Raw genomic sequence first — 18,952 nt, forward strand, 5'->3', positions numbered from 1 at the left:
AGCGGTACCGCGGGGCGAAGCCCCGTCGCACGGTCGACGCCGGACTCGACGATCTACGGGGGATCTCATGCAGTTCTTGGTTCTGGGCTCCTTAAAACTGATGAACGGCGAGAAAGCGGTCGCGCTCAGCGGTGACCGGCGGCGGGCGACGCTCGGCCTGCTGCTGCTCAACGCCAACCGGGAGGTGGCCACCAGCAAGCTGCTCGAAGGGCTGTGGAACATCGAGGAGACCCCGGCGACGGCCCGGAAGATCCTGCAGAACGCGGTCCGCGGCCTGCGCGTCATGTTCGCCGAGCACGCGCGGGGCGACACCCGCCCGCCGGCCCTGCTGACGTGCGCGCACGGCTACCAGTTGCAGGTCGACCCGGAGCAGGTCGACATGTACCGGTTCTACCGCCAGGCGCAGGCCGGCCGCGCGGAACTCGCGGTCGGCCGGCCCGGCGCCGCGGCGCAGACGCTCCGGGAGGTCCTCGGGCTGTGGCGCGGTCAGGCGCTGGCCGACCTGGTGGAGACCGGGCACTCCTGGGCGGAGCTGACGGCGTTGCAGAGCGCCCGGCTGGACGTCATGGAGGACTACTACGAGGCGGAGCTGGCCAACGGCCGCCACCAGGCCGTGCTCAACGACCTGGAGGCGATGGTCAAGGCCGAACCGCTGCGGGAGCGGGCGTGCCACCAGCTGATGCTCGCGCTGTACCGCAGCGGCCGGCAGACCGACGCCCTGTCCGTCTACCGGCGGGTGCGGATGCGGCTGGCCGAGCAGTTCGGCCTGGAGCCGGGCCGCGAGCTGCGGCTGCTCCAGCACGCGATCCTCGTGCACGACCCCGCGATCGCCGTCCCCGCCGGCCCGACCCGGCCGGTGATGATCTCCGGACCCGTACCGCAGGCCGGGAACCTCCCGCACCCGGCCGCGCCGGCGCTCGCGCCCGCACCCTGTCCGCCGCCCGCCCTGATCACCCCGGCCGCACCGGTCGCCCCGGGTCGGGCCGTCCCGCCGGTTCCGGCGGCGCCGCCCCTCGCACCGCCCGTCGCCGGCCGCACCGGCGCCAGCGCCATGCTGATCCGCGCCGACTTCGGGACCGGCAGCCGGCCCGCCGACCTCGGCGAGGCACTGGAGCGCACCGCGGCCACGGTGCGCGAGGAGGTGGAACGGCTCGGCGGCGTGGTCGCCGGGTCGACCGGCTCGGTCACGCTGGCCCTGTTCCTGCCCGCCTCTCCGCACGAGGCGGGCAGCGCCGAGGCCGCCGAACGCGCCGTCGGTGCCGCGGTGTCGCTGCGCCGGCGGCTGTGCTCCGACCTGCCCGACGGCGCGCGGCCCGCGCTGCGGGCGGCGGTGGCCACCGGCGAGATCCCGCTGCGGCCCGGCGAGTCCTTACCCCGGCCGCTCCCGGTCGACGGGGCGCTGCTCGCCGACTGCGAGTCGCTGCTCCAGTCCGCGGAGGACCGGGAGATCGTGGTCTGCGGCCGCACCAGGCGGCTGACCGCCTCGGCGATCCGGTACGGCCGGGCCGGCGGCCTCCACCCGCGGTGGACGGTCAGGGCGCAGGACCGCGACTGCCTCGCGCCGCCCGAGGTCCTCGACCGCGAACCCGAACTGGACGTGCTGAGCAGCCTGCTGGAGCACGTCCGGCGCCGGGCCCGGCCGCACCTGGTCCTGGTGCTGGGCTCCGCGGGCATCGGCAAGTCGCCGTTGCTCGCGGCGTTCGAGCGCCGCGTCGGGAACGCGGCGACCGTACGGCTCGACCCCCGCGGCCCGGTGGCCATGCCCGATGTGGCCGAACTCGCGGCGCACCGCCCGCTCGTGGTGTTCGCCGACGACCTGCACCTGGCCGACAACCAGGTCCTGGAGACCGTCGAGGACCTGCTGGACCTGCCCGAGCCGAGGCCGCTGCTGGTGGTCGCCGCCGCCCGTCCGGAGCTGTTCCGCCGGCGCCCCGGGTGGGGCGAGGGCCGGCGCCAGGCCACCCGGATGACCTTGGAGGCGGTGACCCTCGACCCGGTGGAGGCACCGGCGGAACGAGACCTGCCCCGGCACGCCCATGCCGCCCTCTGAGCTGCACCCCGTCCTTTGGTACGGGGAGCCAGTTTCGTCGCCCGGTCTGGGGTTCTCGACCCCGGCTGACCACCGTCCCCGCAAGGTTAACTGGCCGAGTTGAGTACTCGGCCTGAGGAGTGACGACACGATGGAGAACGAAGGCAGGCTGCGTAACTACCTCAAGCAGGCCGTCGGGGAGCTTCAGGACACGCGCGAGCGTCTGCAGTCACTGGAGCGGGCCGCCGCCGAACCGATCGCGATCGTCGGCATGGCATGCCACTACCCCGGCGGTGTCGCCTCACCCGACGGGCTGTGGCAGCTGGTGGACGAGGGCCGGGACGCGATCGGCCGCTTCCCCGACGACCGCGGCTGGGACGTCGACGGCCGGTACGACCCCAACCCCGGCGCCCCGGGCAGCTACTACGCGCGCGGCGGCGGATTCCTGCACGAGGCGGCCGAGTTCGACGCGGACTTCTTCGGGATCTCGCCGCGGGAGGCGCTCGCGATGGACCCGCAGCAGCGGCTGCTGCTGGAGGCGTCGTGGGAGGCACTGGAGCGGATCGGGATCGACCCGCAGTCCCTGCGCGGCAGCGACACCGGCGTCTTCGTCGGGGTGCTGAGCCACGGTGGCCAGCGGTACTGGCTGGGCGCGGACGAGTCGGGGCAGGGCGGCGACGGATTCGGCGTCACCGGCAGCGCGTTGAGCGTGGCCTCCGGCCGGATCTCCTACCTGCTCGGCCTGGAGGGGCCGGTCCTGACGGTCGACACCGCGTGCTCGTCGTCGCTCGCGACGATGCACCTGGCGACCCGGGCCCTGCGCGCGGGGGAGTGCTCGCTGGCACTGGCCGGCGGCGCGACGGTCATGTCGACCCTGGACACCTTCGTGGAGTTCTCCCGCCAGCGCGGGCTGGCCGAGGACGGCCGCTGCAAGGCGTTCGCCGCCACCGCCGACGGCACCGGATGGTCCGAGGGCGTCGGCATGGTGGCGCTGGAGCGGCTCTCCGACGCGCAACGGCTCGGCCACCGCGTGCTGGCCGTCATCCGGGGCAGCGCGGTGAACTCCGACGGGGCCTCCAACGGCCTCACCGCCCCGAACGGGCCGTCCCAGCAACGGGTGATCCGCCAGGCACTGGCCGACGCGCGCCTGACGCCGGCCGACGTGGACGCGGTCGAGGCGCACGGCACCGGCACCACGCTGGGCGACCCGATCGAGGCGCAGGCGCTGCTGGCGACCTACGGGCGGGAGCGGCCGGCGGACCGGCCGCTGTGGCTGGGGTCGCTGAAGTCGAACATCGGGCACACCCAGGCCGCCGCGGGTGTCGGCGGTGTGATCAAGATGGTGATGGCGCTCCAGCACGAAGTGCTGCCCAGGACGCTGCACGTCGACGAGCCGACCCCCGCGGTGGACTGGACGTCGGGCACGGTGCGGCTGCTGGCCGAGCCGCAGTCCTGGTCCGGGGCCGAACGGCCGCGCCGGGCCGCGGTCTCGTCCTTCGGCATCAGCGGCACCAACGTGCACCTCATCATCGAGCAGGCCCCGGTGGAAGCGGGTGCCGCAGACGCGGTCACCGGCACCGCACCTGACGCAGCGTCCCGGACGGAGGCCGGGCAGGTGCCGCTCCTGCTGTCCGCCTCCTCCCCGGCGGCCCTCGCGGCCAGGGCGGCGCAGCTGCACGCCCACCTCGCGGCCCACCCGGACGCCCCCGTCGCCCACGCGCTGGCCACCGGCGCACCGCGGCTCGTCCACCGGGCGGCGGTGACCGGCGACGACGCGCCGGCCGGACTGCAGGCACTCGCCGAGGGCCGGCCGGCCCCGGGCGTCGTGCTCGGCAGCGCCCGCACCCGCGGCAAGACGGTGTTCGTCTTCCCCGGCCAGGGCTCGCAGTGGTCCGGCATGGCCCTGGACCTGTATCGGGAGTCGGACGTCTTCCGCGCCCAACTCGACGCCTGCGCCGACGCGCTGGCCCCGCACGTCGACTGGGATCTGCTCGACGAGCTGGCGGGCCCGCTGGAGCGGGTCGACGTGGTCCAGCCGGCCCTGTGGGCCATCATGATCTCGGTCGCCGCGCTGTGGCAGCACCACGGCATCACCCCCGCCGCGGTGCTCGGCCACTCCCAGGGCGAGATCGCCGCCGCCTACGTGGCGGGCGCGCTCACCCTGGAGGACTCCGCGGCCGTCGTCGCCTCGCGCAGCAAGGCCATCACGCGGCTGTCCGGCACCGGCGGCATGGCCTCCGTGCAGCTCCCGGCGGCCGAGGTCGCGGCGCGGATCGAGTGCTACGACGGCGCGGTGGAGATCGCCGCGGTCAACGGCCCCGGCAGCACCATCGTGTCGGGCACGCCCGCCGAACTGACGCACCTCGTCGAGTCCTGCAAGGCCGACGGCCTGCGGGCACGGATGGTCCCGGTGGACTACGCCTCGCACTCCGCGCACGTCGAGGCCCTGCGGGAGGAGATCGTGGCGGCGCTGTCCGGCATCCGCCCGCGGCCCACCCGGGTCCCCTTCCACTCCACGGTCACCAACGAGATCGTGGACGGCACGGAGCTGGACGCGGAGTACTGGTTCCGCAACCTGCGCCGTACCGTCGGCTTCGCCACCGGTACGCGCGCGCTCCTCGACCAGGGACACCGGGTGTTCGTCGAGGTCAGCGCCCATCCCGTGCTCACCAGCGCGATCGGCGAGACCGTCGAGGAGGCGGAGCTGTCCGACGCGGTCGTGCTGGAGTCGCTGCGCCGGGACGACGGCGGCGGCACGCGGTTCCGCACCGGGCTGGCCACCGCGTACGTGCACGGGATCGACGTCGACTGGCACCTCCCCGCCACCCGGGCGGACCTGCCGACCTACCCGTTCCAGCGGCGCCGCTACTGGGCCGAGCCGGCCGCGGCCGCCGACGCCGGGGCGCTCGGCCTGCGGGCCGCGGACCACCCGCTGCTCGGCGCGGCCGTGCGGACGGCCGACGCCGAGACGCTGGTGCTGACCGGACGTCTCTCCCGCACCGCCCAGCCGTGGCTGGGCGACCACGGGATCGGCGACTCGGTCCTGCTGCCCGGCACCGCGATGGTCGAGCTCGCGCTGCACGCCGGGGACCGGGTCGGCTGCGGTCACCTGGCCGAACTCACCCTGCACGCACCGGTCGTGCTCGACGCCGAGCTGGACCTCCAGGTGCTGATCGGCCCGCCCACCGCCGACGGCCGGCCGGTGAGCGTCCACACCAGCCCGAGCGGGGCCGACGAGTGGACCGCGCACGCGAAGGGCGTGCTGACCGCCGGATCCCCCCGGGCGGCCGAGGACCTGGCCGCCTGGCCGCCACCGGGCGCCGAGGCCGTGCCGGTGGACGGCTTCTACGACTCGCTGGCCGACCTCGGCTACGCCTACGGGCCTGCCTTCCGCGGCGTGCGCGCGGCCTGGCGCGACGGCGACGTGGTCTACGCGTCCGTGGTGCTGCCCGAGGGCCAGGACGTCTCCGGGTTCGGGGTGCACCCGGCGCTGCTGGACGCGGCGCTGCACGCGTCCGTCCTGGCCGGGTCGGACGGCGTGCGGATGCCCTTCAGCTGGAGCGACGTCGACCTGTACGCCACCGGTGCCAGCGCGGTCCGGGTCCGGCTGTCCCCGGCCGGGCCCGACGCGATGTCCGTGCTGGTGACCGACGAGGAGGGCCACGCGGTCGCGTCCGTGGGCGCGTTGGCGCTGCGGCAGGCCGACACCGGCGCCTTCGGCCGGGTGCGGGCGGACCTGTCCGCGCTGTTCGGCCTGGACCTGACCCCGGTCGAGCTGCCCGACCCGCCGACCGAGCAGGGCTGGGTCATGCTCCCCACCGAGGCCCACGACCACCCGGCCTCCTGGGCGTCGGCGACCGCCGCGCTGTGGACCTGCCCCAGCGGCGAGTTGGAGGACGTCCTCGCCCGGACGTTGCGCGTGGTCCAGGAGTGGCTCGCGCAGGACCACCTCGCCGAGGTCCCGCTGGTCGTGCTCACCCGGGCGGACGACCTCGCGCACCGCGCGGTGGCCGGCCTGCTCAGGACCGCGCACACCGAGTACCCCGGCCGGATCCGCCGCATCGACGTCGACGAGCACCTGGACACGCAGCGGGCACTGCCCGCCGCGATGGCCGCCGACCACTCCGAACTCGTCATCCGCGGCGGGCACGGCGCCGTGCCCCGGCTGGTGCGCGCGACTGCCTCGCCCGCACTCGCGGCGCCGAAGGACCAGCCGTGGCGGCTGGCCCTGACCTTCCGCGGCGAACTCGACGCGCTGTCGCTCGCCGCCTGCCCCGAGGTGCTGCGTCCGCTGGAGCCGGGCGAGGTGCGGATCGCGGTCCGGGCCGGCGGCCTGAACTTCAAGTCGGTGCTGCTGGAACTCGGCATGGTCGCGCGGGACCGGTGGTCGGCGCTCGGCGAGGGATCGGGTGTCGTGCTGGAGACGGGTTCCGAGGTCACCGGACTCGCCCCCGGCGACCGGGTGATGGGCCTGTTCACCGAGGGCCTGGGCACCGTCACCATCACCGACCACCGGCTCGTCGCCCCGATCCCGGAGCGGCTGTCGTTCGCGCAGGCCGCCGGTGTCCCGGTGGTGTACCTGACCGCGTACTACGGTCTCGCGGACCTGGCCGGGCTCCAGGCGGGCGAGTCGCTGCTGCTGCACGCCGCGACCGGCGGCGTGGGCTTCGCGGCCCTGCAACTCGCCCGGCACTGGGGCGCCGAGGTGTTCGGCACCGCCAGCTCCGGCAAGCGGGACGTGCTGCGCGCCTGGGGCTTCGACGACGACCACCTCGGCGACTCCCGCAGCCTCGGCTACGCCGCGCACTTCGGCACCGCCACCGGCGGCCGCGGCGTGGACGTGGTCCTGAACTCGCTGGCCCACGAGCACGTCGAGGAGTCGCTGGCCCTGCTGCCCACCGGCGGCCGCTTCATCGAGATGGGCAAGACCGACATCCGCGACGCCGACGAGATCGCCCGCCGCCACCCGGGCGTGCGCTACGAGGCGTTCGACATCATGGAGGCCGGGTACGACCGGCTCGGCGCGATGCTGGAGGAGATCCGCGTCCTGTTCGACGAGGGCGCGCTGCGGCCGATGCCGCTCACCGCGTTCAGCGTGCACCGCGCGCCGGAGGCGTTCCGGTACATCAGCCAGGCACGGCACGTCGGCAAGATCGTGATGACGGTGCCCGCGCCGCTCGACCCCGACGGCACCGTACTGGTCACCGGCGGGACCGGCGTGCTGGGCGGGCTGATCGCCCGGCACCTGGTCGCCGAGCACGGCGTGCGCCGGCTGCTGCTGACCAGCAGGCGCGGCCCCGCCGCCGAGGGCGCCGCCGACCTGGCCGCCGAACTGCGGGCGGCGGGCGCCGAGGTGACCGTGGCCGCCTGCGACGTAGGGGACCGGGACGCGGTGGCGGAACTGGTCGGCTCCGTGGAGCGGCTGACCGGCGTGGTCCACGCGGCCGGGGCGATCTCCGACGGCGTGCTGTCCGCGCTGACCCGGGAGGACCTCGACACCGTGCTGCGCGCGAAGGCGCGCGCGGCCTGGCACCTGCACGAGCTGACCCGCGATCACGACCTCGCGCTGTTCGCGCTGTTCTCCTCGGCCGCCGGGGTGCTCGGCAACGCGGGCCAGGCCGGGTACGCCGCGGCGAACGCCTTCCTCGACGGCCTGGCCGAGCACCGCCGCGCGCTGGGGCTGCCGGCCACCTCGATCGCGTGGGGCCTGTGGGCGCAGGTCAGCGGGATGACCGGCCACCTGACCGGGACCGACCGCGAGCGGCTGGACCGGATGGGCCTGGGCGCGATCACCGACGCGCAGGGCCTGGCCATGTTCGACGCCGCGCTCGACCTGCAGCGTCCGGTGGTGCTGGCGGTGCCGGTCGACGTCTCCCGGCTGCGCAGGAGCGGCCAACTCGTGCCGGAACTGCTGCTGGGGCTGGACCCGGCCGGCTCGGCCCGGCGACGGGTGGTGACGCCGGCCGTCGCCACCAGCCGGCTGGACCGGCTGCTCGAACTGCCCGAACGCCAGCGGCGAAAGGAGCTGCTGGAGCTGGTCCGGGAGTCCGCGGCGGTCGTGCTGGGACACAGCACGGTCGAGGCGGTCGACGCCGACAGCGCCTTCAAGGAGCTCGGGTTCGACTCGCTGACGGCCGTCGAACTGCGCAACCGGCTGGGCAACGGCACCGGGCTGCGGCTGCCCCCGACGGTGGTCTTCGACCACCCGACGCCGGTCGAGCTCGCCGCGTACCTCGACGAACTGCTGGTACCCGCGCAGCAGACGGGCGTCGGGTCGGTCATGACGGAACTCGACCGGCTCACCGTTGCGGAACTGGACGACAGCGAGCGGGGCGTGCTGGCCAAGCGGCTCCAGGAAGTGCTGCACCGGCTCGCGGCGCACGACGACGCAACCGAGGAGCGGGATCTCACCGCCGCCTCCGACGACGAGATTTTCGACTTCATCGACGGCGAACTCGACATCGACTAGGTCGCCGGTCCGAACGGAAGGGGGTTTCCCGGCATGTCCAACGAGCAGAAGCTTCGCGAGTACCTCAGGCGGGTCACGACGGACCTGCAGCGAACACAGCGGGAGCTGCGCGACAGCAAGGCCGTCGCCCGCGACCCGATCGCGATCATCGGAATGGCCAGTCGCCTGCCCGGCGGCGCCGGCACCCCCGAGCAGCTGTGGGAACTGGTCCGCGACGGCCGCGAGGCGCTCGTCGACTTCCCCGCCGACCGCGGCTGGGACCTCGACCGGCTGTCCGCGTCGGACCCCGACACGCCCGGCACCACCTATCTCACCCGGGGCGGCTTCCTGCCCGACGCCGGCCGCTTCGACGCCGAGTTCTTCGGGATCTCGCCCCGCGAGGCGCTGGGCATGGACCCGCAGCAGCGGCTGCTGCTGGAGACCTCCTGGGAGGCGCTGGAGAACGCGCGCATCGACCCGACGTCGCTGCGCGGCACCGACACCGGCGTGTTCGTCGGCGCCATCGCGCAGGAGTACATGCCCCGCCCGGGGGAGACTCCCGAGGAACTGGAGGGCTTCCTGCTCACCGGCGGCACCACCAGCGTCGCCTCCGGCCGGATCTCCTACGTGCTGGGCCTGGTGGGCCCGGCGATGACGGTGGACACGGCGTGCTCGTCGTCGCTGGTCTCGATCCACCTGGCCGAACAGGCGCTGCGCAGCGGCGAGTGCGAGATCGCGCTGGCCGGCGGCGCCACGGTGATGGCCGGCGCGAGCGTGTTCGTGGAGTTCTCCCGGCAGCGCGGGCTGGCGCCGGACGGGCGCTGCAAGGCGTTCGCCGACGCGGCCGACGGCACCGGCTTCGCCGAGGGCGTGGGCGTCCTGGTGCTGGCACGGCTGTCGGTGGCCCAGCGCCTGGGGCACCGGGTGCTGGCGGTGATCCGGGGCAGCGCGGTGAACTCCGACGGCGCCTCCAACGGCCTCACCGCGCCCAACGGCCCGTCCCAGCAGCGGGTGATCCGGCAGGCGCTGGCGAACGCCGGCGTCTCTCCCGCCGAGGTCGACGTGGTCGAGGGACACGGGACCGGCACCAGGCTGGGCGACCCGATCGAGGCGCAGGCGCTGCTGGCGACGTACGGCCGGTCCCGGCCGGAGGACCAGCCGCTGCTGCTGGGCTCGTTGAAGTCGAACATCGGGCACGCGCAGGCGGCCGCCGGCGTGGCCGGCGTGATCAAGATGGTCATGGCGATGCGGCACGGGGTGGTGCCGAGGACCCTGCACGTGGACGAGCCGACGTCCGCGGTGGACTGGTCCACCGGGGCGATGGAGCTGGTGACCGAGAACCGGCCGTGGCCGGCGACCGCCCATCCGCGGCGCGCGGCCGTGTCGTCGTTCGGGATCAGCGGCACCAACGCGCACGTCATCCTCGAACAGGCCCCCGCGGCCGCACCCGAACCGGACGCCGACGCCGCTCCCGAGGCGGACGCTGCCCTCGTGGAGCAGGCCGCGGCGGTCGAACTGCCGGTGGTGCCGGTGGCGTTGTCCGCGCGGTCGGCGGAGGCGCTGCGGGCCCAGGCGGACCGGCTGCTCGCCCTGGTGGACGGTCCGGCGCGGGACACGGAGATCTCGCCGGTCGACCTCGGGTGGTCGCTGGCGTCCTCGCGCGCGGCGTTCGAGCACCGCGCCGTGGTGCTGGCGGGTGGCCACGAGGACGTGGTGGCGGGGCTCGGGAAGGTGGCCGCGGGCTCGGGTGGTCCCGGTGTGGTGTCCGGCGAGGCGGTCGAGGGCGGCACGGCGTTCCTGTTCACCGGCCAGGGCGCGCAGCGGGTGGGAATGGGCCGGGACCTGTACGAGGCGTTCCCGGCGTTCGCCACGGCCTTCGACGAGGTGTGCGCCGGCTTCGAGGGGTTGCTGCCCGGGAGCCTGCGGGACGTGGTGTTCACCGGTACGGGTGGCGACCTGGACGAGACGGGATGGACGCAGCCCGCCCTGTTCGCGGTGGAGGTGGCGCTGTTCCGGCTGGTCGAGTCGTGGGGCGTGGTGCCGGACTTCGTGACGGGCCACTCCGTGGGCGAGCTGGCGGCGGCGCACTGCGCGGGGGTGCTGGGCCTGGCCGACGCGTGCCGGGTGGTCGCGGCGCGGGGCCGGTTGATGCAGGCACTGCCGTCGGGCGGGGCGATGGTCGCGGTGGAGGCCGACGAGGCCGAGGTCGCCGAGCTGGTCGCCGGGGTGGCGGACCGGGTGGGGATCGCCGCGGTCAACGGGCCCACGGCGGTGGTGGTCTCGGGGGAGCAGGAGGCGGTCGAGGCGATCGCGGAGGCGCTGCGCGGCCGCGGCCGCAAGACGCGCCGGCTGGCGGTGAGCCACGCGTTCCACTCGCCGCTGATGGACCCGGTGCTGGAGGAGTTCGGGTCGGTGGTGGGCGCCGTCGAGTGGTCCGCGCCGGTGGTGGAGATGGCGGCCGGGTCGCAGGAGGTGTGCTCCGCTGCGTACTGGGTGGACCACGTCCGGCGGCCGGTGCGGTTCGCCGAGCATGTGGTGCGGCTGCGGGAGCGGGGGGTGACCCGGTTCCTGGAGATCGGTCCCGAGGGCGTGCTCAGCGGCATGGGCCCGCAAAGCGTGGCGGACGCGTCCTTCGTGGCGTTGCAGCGCAGGGACCAGCCGCAGGTGCGTGCGGCGGTGACGGCGCTGGCACGGCTGCACGTCGGCGGGCACACCGTCGACTGGACCAGGGTGCTCACCGGTACCGGCGCGCGCCTGGTCGACCTGCCGACGTACCCCTTCCAACACCAGGACTACTGGCTGCCGCAGCCGACGTCGGGTGACGTCGTGGCCGCCGGCCAGGTCGCCGCGAGCCACCCGATGCTGGAGGCGGTGATCCGGGTGGCCGGCGCCGAGGAGGTGGTCTTCACCGGCCGCCTCTCGGCCCGCACGCACCCCTGGATCGCGGAACACATGCTGGGCGGGCGGGCGTTGGTGCCCGGCATCGCGCTGATCGACATGGTGATCTGGGCCGGCGGCGAGGCCGGCTGCGCCGGCGTCGACGAGATGGTGGTCACCGCGCCCCTGGTCCTGCCCGAGACGGGCGCGGTGCGCGTCCAGGTCGTGGTCGGCGAGCCGCAGGACAGCGGGCACCGGCCGTTCATGATCCACTCCTGCCCGGAGACCGACGGCGAGCCCGAGGAGGAGTGGACCTGCCACGCCACCGGCGTGCTGGCCCCCTCCGACCCGGAACCGGACTTCGAGCTGGGCCAGTGGCCGCCGGCCGGCGGCCGGCCCGTCCCGGTGGACGGCTTCTACGACCAGCTCGCCGACAACGGCTACGTCTACGGCCCGATGTTCCGCGGCCTGCATACCCTGTGGCGCCGCGAGGGCACCGCCGACCCGGAGTTCTTCGCCGAGGTCGCGCTGCCGGAGAACTCCGACGTCACCGGGTTCGGCATCCACCCCGCCCTGTTCGACGCGGCCATCCACCCCCGGGTGGTCGCCGCGATCACCGACGCGGGCGAGGACTTCACGCTCCAACTGCCGTTCGTGTGGAGCGGTATCAGCCTCTACGCCACCGGTCCGACCGCGCTGCGGGTGCGGGTGGTCATCGACGCCGAGAGCGGCTCCTGCCGGGTCCAGCTCGCCGACGAGCTGGGCCAGCCGGTCGCCGAGCTGCGCTCGGTGGAGGCGCGCCCGCTGTCCACCGACCAGCTGGCCGCGTCCGACGCGACGGCCGGCTCGCTGTTCGGCGTGGACTGGGCCGCCACCGAGGTGCCCCCGGCCGAGCCGGCGGGCACCTGGGCGCTGCTCGGCTCCGCGGACCTGGCGGGCGTCGAGGCGCTGGCGGCCGACCGTCATGCGACGCTCGCGGACGCGGCCGGCGCCGACGTGCTGGTCAGCGTGCTCGCCGGACAGACCGGCGAGGACGTCGTGGCAGCCGTCCACGACACGGTCGCCGACACCCTGGAACTGGTGCGGGACCTGCTGACCGACGACCGGTTCCTGGCCGGCCGGCTCGTCGTGGTGACCCGCGGCGCGGTGCTGACCGAGCAGGACACCGCGGCCCCCGACCTGGCCGGCGCCGCGGTGTGGGGCCTGCTGCGCTCCGCGCAGTCGGAGAACCCCGACCGGATCGTGCTGGCCGACGTCGACGACGACCCGGCCTCGGTCCTCGTCCTGCCCGCGGTGCTGGCAGCCGGCCACGACCAGGTCGCGGTGCGCGGCGGCGCGGTGAGCGTGCCGCGCCTGGTGCTGCGCTCCCCGGTGACCGGTGCGGCCGGGCCGGAGTTGGCGGCGGAGGGCACGGTCCTGATCACCGGCGGCACCGGAGCCCTCGGCACGCTCTTCGCCCACCACCTCGTCACCGCCTACGGGGCCCGCCACCTCCTGCTCACCAGCCGCAGCGGACCCGACGCACCCGGCGCCACCGAACTCACCGCCGAACTCACCGCACTCGGCGCCACCGTCACCATCGCCGCCTGCGACGTCACCGACCGCACCGCGCTCGCCGCACTCCTCGACACCATCCCCACCGACCACCCCCTCACCGGCATCGTCCACACCGCCGGCACCCTCGACGACGGCGTCATCACCGCCCTCACCCCCGACCGACTCACTTCTGTCCTCCGCCCCAAAGTCGACGCCGCCTGGCACCTCCACGAACTCACCCGCCACCAACCCCTCACCCTCTTCGCCCTCTTCTCGTCGCTGGCCGGCACGCTGGGCAGCCCGGGGCAGGCCAACTACTCCGCCGCCAACCAGTTCCTCGACGCCCTCGCCCAGCACCGCCACACCCACGGCCTGCCCGCCGTCTCGCTGGGCTGGGGCCTGTGGGCCGCCGAGGGCGGCATGCAGTCCGGGGTCGTCGCCAACGGGTCCGACCAGCTGCGCAACACCGGCGTGCGGGCGCTGTCCGCGCGGAGCGGTGCCGCGCTGTTCGACCGGGCGCTGGCGCTGGACCGCCCGGTGACCATGCCGGCATGGCTCGACCTGCGGGCGCTGCGGGCCGGATCGGCCCCGGTCGCGCCGATGCTGCGCGGCCTGGTGGGACGCCCGTCCCGCCGGGTGGTGCGCAAGGGCGCCGGCGACCAGCGGTCGCTGGCCGACCGGCTGGCCGCGCTGCCCCCGGAGGAGCGGCACGAGCAGGCCGCCGACCTGGTGCGGACCGAGGTCGCCGCGGTGCTCCAGTTCGGCGCGGGCGAGCGGGTCAGCGAGACCGTGCCCTTCCGCGACCTGGGCTTCGACTCGCTGACCGCGGTCGAGCTGCGCAACCGGCTGTCCGACGCGTCCGGCCTGCGGCTGTCGCCCTCGGTGGTGTTCGACTACCCCACCGCGTCGGCGCTCGCCGACTACCTGCTGTCCGAGCTGAGCGGCGAACTGCCCGCCCAGGCACGGACCGTGGCCGCCTCCGTCCGCGACGCGTCCGGCACCGAGAACGAGCCGATCGCGATCATCGGGATGGCCTGCCGCTTCCCCGGCGGCGCCGGCACGCCCGAGGAGCTCTGGCAGCTGGTCGCGGACGGCGTCGACGCGGTGACGGACATGCCGGACGACCGCGGCTGGGACATCGAGCGGCTCTGGGACCCCGACCCCGACAAGCCCGGCACGTTCTACCCGCGCACCGGCGGCTTCATCGACGACCCCGCCGACTTCGACGCCGCCTTCTTCGGGATCTCCCCGCGCGAGGCGCTGGCCCTGGACCCGCAGCAGCGGCTGCTGCTGGAGACCTCGTGGGAGGCGCTGGAGAACAGCGGCATCGACCCGCAGTCCCTGCGCGGCAGCGACACCGGCGTCTACACCGGGCTGACCGCCCAGCACTACGGCAGCGGCGCCGAGGTCCTCGAAGAGGGCGCCGAGGGATACCTGCTGACCGGCTCCACCACGTCCTTCGGCTCCGGCCGCATCTCCTACACCTTCGGGCTGGAGGGCCCGACGATGTCGGTGGACACGGCCTGCTCGTCGGTGCTGGTCGCGGTGCACCTGGCCGCGAACGCGCTGCGCAACGGCGAGTGCGGGCTGGCACTGGCCGGCGGCGCGACGGTGATGGCCAAGCCCATCGGGTTCGTGGAGTTCTCCCGGATGCGCACGCTCGCCCCCGACGGCCGGTCCAAGGCGTTCGCCGAGTCCGCCGACGGCACCGGATGGTCCGAGGGCGCCGGCCTGTTCGTCCTGGAGCGGCTGTCCGACGCCCGGCGCAACGGGCACCCCGTCGCGGCGGTGATCCGCGGCAGCGCCGTCAACTCCGACGGCGCCTCCAACGGCCTGACCGCCCCCAACGGCCCCTCGCAGCAGCGGGTGATCCGGCAGGCGCTGGCGAACGCCGGCGTCGCGCCGCACGACGTGGACCTGGTGGAGGCGCACGGCACCGGCACCAAGCTCGGCGACCCCATCGAGGCGCACGCGCTGCTGGCGACCTACGGTCAGGAACGGCCGGAGGAGAACCCGATCTGGCTGGGCTCGGTGAAGTCCAACATCGGGCACGCCCAGCACGCCGCGGCCGCCGGCGGGATCATCAAGGCGGTCATGGCCATGCGGCACGGCCTGATGCCGAAGACCCTGCACGTCGACCAGCCGGCGAGCGCCATCGACTGGTCGTCGGGCACCATGCGGCTGCTCACCGAGTCCCGCCCGTGGCGGGAACTCGACCGGCCGCGCCGCGCCGCGGTGTCCTCGTTCGGCATGAGCGGCACCAACGGGCACATCATCCTGGAGCAGGCACCCGACGACCCGGCCGCAGTCCCGGCCGCCCCCGAGGTGACCCTGCCGGCGGTGCCGTGGGTGCTGTCGGCCAAGTCGCCGAAGGCGCTGCGCGCGCAGGCCGCGCGGCTGCTGTCGCTGATGGAGTCCGGCGCCGCGCCGGACCCGCTCGACGCCGGGTTCTCGCTGGCCGGCCGGTCGGTGTTCGACTACCGCGCCGTGCTGGTCACCACCGGTGGCGAGCACGCCCTGACCGGGCTGCGGGCGATCGCCGCGGGCGACGCCGCCCCCGCCGGGGACGGCCGGACCGCGTTCGTGTTCACCGGCCGGGCCGCCGACGGCGGGCACGGCGAGCTGTACGACACCTTCCCGGTCTACGCCCGGGCGTTCGACAAGGTGCGGGCCGAACTCGGCGAGCCGGGCGGGGACGCCGCGCTGCTCGCCGCGGAGGTGGCCCTGTTCCGCCTGGTGGAGTCCTGGGGCCTGCGGTTCGGCTGCGTCGCCGGCACCGGGGTCGGGGAGATCGCCGCCGCGCACGTCGCCGGCGCGCTCTCGCTCGCCGACGCCGCCCTGCTGGTGACCGACCGGGACCAGACCGATGTGACGTTCTCCGAACCCCGGATGCCGGTGGTCTCGCTGCGCACCGGCCGCCCGCTGACCGCCGGCGACCGGCTGGGGCGGCCCGGTACCGAGGGGATCGAGTCCGCCGGGCGGTGGATGGGCGAGCAGCGCGTGACCCGTGTCGCCGTATCCGGGCCCGAACCGGTGCTGGACCGCCCGGTGCTGCTGCTGGGCGAGGGCCGGCCGCAGGTCCGGACGCTGCTCGACGCGGTGGGGGAGCTGTTCGTCACCGGCGCGGCGGTCGACTGGGCCGCGGTGTTCGCCGGAACCGGCGCCGGCCGCACCCCCCTGCCCACCTATCCGTTCCAGCGCCGGCGGTACTGGGCGGCGCCGTCCGGCGACGCCGACGCCCACGGCGCCGACTCCACGGGCCACGCGCTGCTCGGTGCGGCCGTCCCGGTCGCCGGACGGGACGAACTGGTCTTCACCAGCCGCCTGTCGCTCGCCACGCATCCCTGGGTGGCGGATCACGCCGTCGCCGGGGTGCCGGTACTGTCCGGGTCCGCCCTGGTGGACCTGGCGATCCGGGCCGGCGACGCGAGCGGCTGCCCGGTGCTGGCCGAACTGGCCGTCACCGAGCCGCTGGTGCTGCCCGAGCGCGGTGCGCTTCAGGTGCAGGTCGTGACCGGCGCCGCCGGTGAGCGCGGGCAGCGCACCGTGGGGATCTTCACCCGCCCCGCCGACGTCGCCGACGTCACCGCCGCCCCCGGCTCGCCCGCCGGAAACGACGCGGGTGGCGCGTGGACCTGCCACGCGACCGGCACGCTCGCCCCCGCCACCGCACCCGCCCAGGCCGACCCGGCCACCTGGCCGCCGGCCGGCGCCGCGCCCGTGGACTGGGACTACGACGACCTCGCCGACGCGGGCCACCGCTACGACGGGGTGTTCCAGGGCCTCGGATCCGTGCTGCGCCGAGGCGACGAGCTGTTCGCCGAAGTCCGCCTGCCCGACGCGGCGATCGCCGAGATAGGCCGGTTCGGGATCCACCCGGCCCTGCTGGAGGCGGCCGTGCAGCCGCTACTGGTCGGCGGCCCCGAGGCCGCGGCGGACGGCACGGCCACCCTGCCCCTCGTGTGGCAGGGCGTCACCCTGCACGCCACCGAGGCGGCGGTCCTGCGGGTGCATCTGACCCCCGCCGGACAGGACGCGTTCGCCCTCGACGTGGTCGACGAGGCGGGCCTGCCGGTACTCGAAGCCACCTCCGTCGGCCTGGTCCCGGTACGGCTCTCCGCCCGGGAGGGCGCCGCACCCGCGCCCTCCGCCAAGGGGCCGCTGTTCACGCTGTCGTGGACACCGGTCGAGCCGGCCGACGACGGCGAGCCGGAGAGCCTGCTCGCCCTGCTCGGCGACGACACCGGCGACCTGGGCGCGCTCGCGCCGCTGCGGTTCGGCACCGTCGAGGAGGCGGCCGCGGCGTTCACCCCGTGGGACGCCCTGCTCGCCCAGCCGTCGCAGCCCTCCCTGCCGCGCACGGAAGGCGACCAGGTCGCCGAAGTGCACCGGGCCGTCGAGCAGGCGCTCGGCACGGCGCAGTCCTGGCTCGCCCAGGAGGACCTGCCCGACAACCGCCTGGTCGTGGTGACCAGGGGCGCGATGGCCGTCGTTGAACAGGACGGCGTACCCGACCCGGCGGGCGCCGCGGTCTGGGGCCTGCTGCGGTCCGCCCAGGCGGAGAACCCCGACCGGATCGTGCTGGTCGACCTGGACGACGACCCGGCCTCGGCCGAGCTGCTGTTCGTCGCGGTCCAGACCCGCGAGCCCCAACTCGCCCTGCGCGCCGGGCGCATGCTCGCCCCGCGGCTGGTGCCCGCGACGCCCGCGGACACGCGGCAGCCGCTCCCGGCGGCCGGCGGCAGCGTACTGGTCACCGGCGCCGACGGGCCGCTGGGCGCGCTCTTCGCCCGGCACCTGGTCACCGCGTACGGAGTCGAGCACCTGCTGCTCACCCACCCGCGCGGACCGGGCGCGCCCGCCGAGCGGCTGCGGGACGAACTGACCGGTCTCGGCGCGACGGCCACGGTGGCGGCCTGCGACCTGGCCGACCGGGACGCGGTCCGCGACCTGCTGGCCGGCATCCCGGCCGAACACCCGCTGACCGGGATCGTGCACACCGAGAACGTCCTGGACGACGGGGTGTTCACCGGGCTGACCCCGGAGCGCGTGGCCGGGGTGCTGCGGCCCAAGGTGGACGGGGCCTGGCACCTGCACGAGCTGACCGCGGACGACCCGCCCCCGCTGTTCGTGCTGGCCTCCTCGGTGGTCGGCATGCTCGGCAGCCCCGGCCAGGCCAACTTCGCCGCGGCGAACGCCGGGTTGGACGCGCTGGCCACGCACCGCAGGGCGAGCGGCTTGCCGGCGGTCTCGATGGCCTGGGGCCGGATGGTCGACGGCGGGCAGCCCGGGCTGAAGGTGATCGCCGGGGACGAGGCGTGCGAGCTGTTCGACGCCGCGCTCGCCTCCGGCCACGCCGTGGTCGCGCCCGCGCCGCTCGACCTGGCCGCCCTGCGCCGCGACACCACGCAGGTCCCGGTGGTGCTGCTCGGTCTGGTCCCGCGCGGCGAGCGCCGCAAGGCGAGCGCCGAGGCGCCGGCCGACCGGTTCGCCGGGATGACGCCGGCCGAGGCCGAGACCTCCCTGCGCGGCCTGGTACGGGCGGAGGCGGCCGGCGTGCTCGGCCACGCGGCCCCGGAGAACCTGCAATGGGAGGTGTCCTTCCGGGACGCGGGCTTCGACTCGCTGTCCGCCGTGCAGTTCCGCAACCGGCTGGCCGAGCAGACCGGCTTGTCCCTGCCGACCACCCTGGTCTTCGACTACGCCTCGCCCGGCGTGCTCGTCGACCACCTGCTCGAACGACTCGCCCTCACCGACGGGGTCAGCGCCCGCTCCGCACTGGCGGAACTGGACAAGCTGGAGGCCGTGTTGATGGCCGTCCCGGTCGAGCAGGGCGAGGACCCGCAGTCCGGTGGCAGCGAGATCGCCACCCGGCTGACCGCCATCCTCTCCCGCTGGAACAAGGCCTGGACCAGCACGCGGCCCGACGCGGTCCCCGGCACCGGCAGCACCGATCTCGCCGCCGTGATCGAGACCGCGACCGAGAACGAGGTCTTCGACTTCATCGACAGGGAACTCGGCCGCTCCACAGCCCACCCCAACCACTGACCACCAGGAGACAC

Annotated in this window: 3 protein-coding genes; all 3 read left to right on the plus strand. The window is 75.2% G+C overall.

The window, feature by feature from the left end:
- Window positions 1–67: 67 nt before the first annotated feature.
- The 3 genes from C4U44_RS35415 (at window position 68) to C4U44_RS43000 (ending at window position 18,938) form a co-directional block, all read left to right on the plus strand.
- Window positions 68–2,050, plus strand: coding sequence for a BTAD domain-containing putative transcriptional regulator (locus tag C4U44_RS35415; protein ID WP_103890188.1), 1,983 nt, complete (start codon window positions 68–70; stop codon window positions 2,048–2,050).
- Between the two features lie 148 nt (window positions 2,051–2,198).
- Complete coding sequence (locus C4U44_RS35420; protein WP_407642935.1) at window positions 2,199–8,498, plus strand: type I polyketide synthase; 6,300 nt, start codon at window positions 2,199–2,201, stop codon at window positions 8,496–8,498.
- 33 nt (window positions 8,499–8,531) lie between these two features.
- Entirely contained in the window at window positions 8,532–18,938 is a 10,407-nt protein-coding gene (locus tag C4U44_RS43000) for a type I polyketide synthase (protein WP_103890190.1), read from the plus strand.
- Window positions 18,939–18,952 lie beyond the last annotated feature (14 nt).

This window comes from Actinacidiphila yanglinensis, from assembly GCF_900107965.1.
GTDB classification, from domain to species: Bacteria; Actinomycetota; Actinomycetes; order Streptomycetales; family Streptomycetaceae; genus Actinacidiphila; species Actinacidiphila yanglinensis.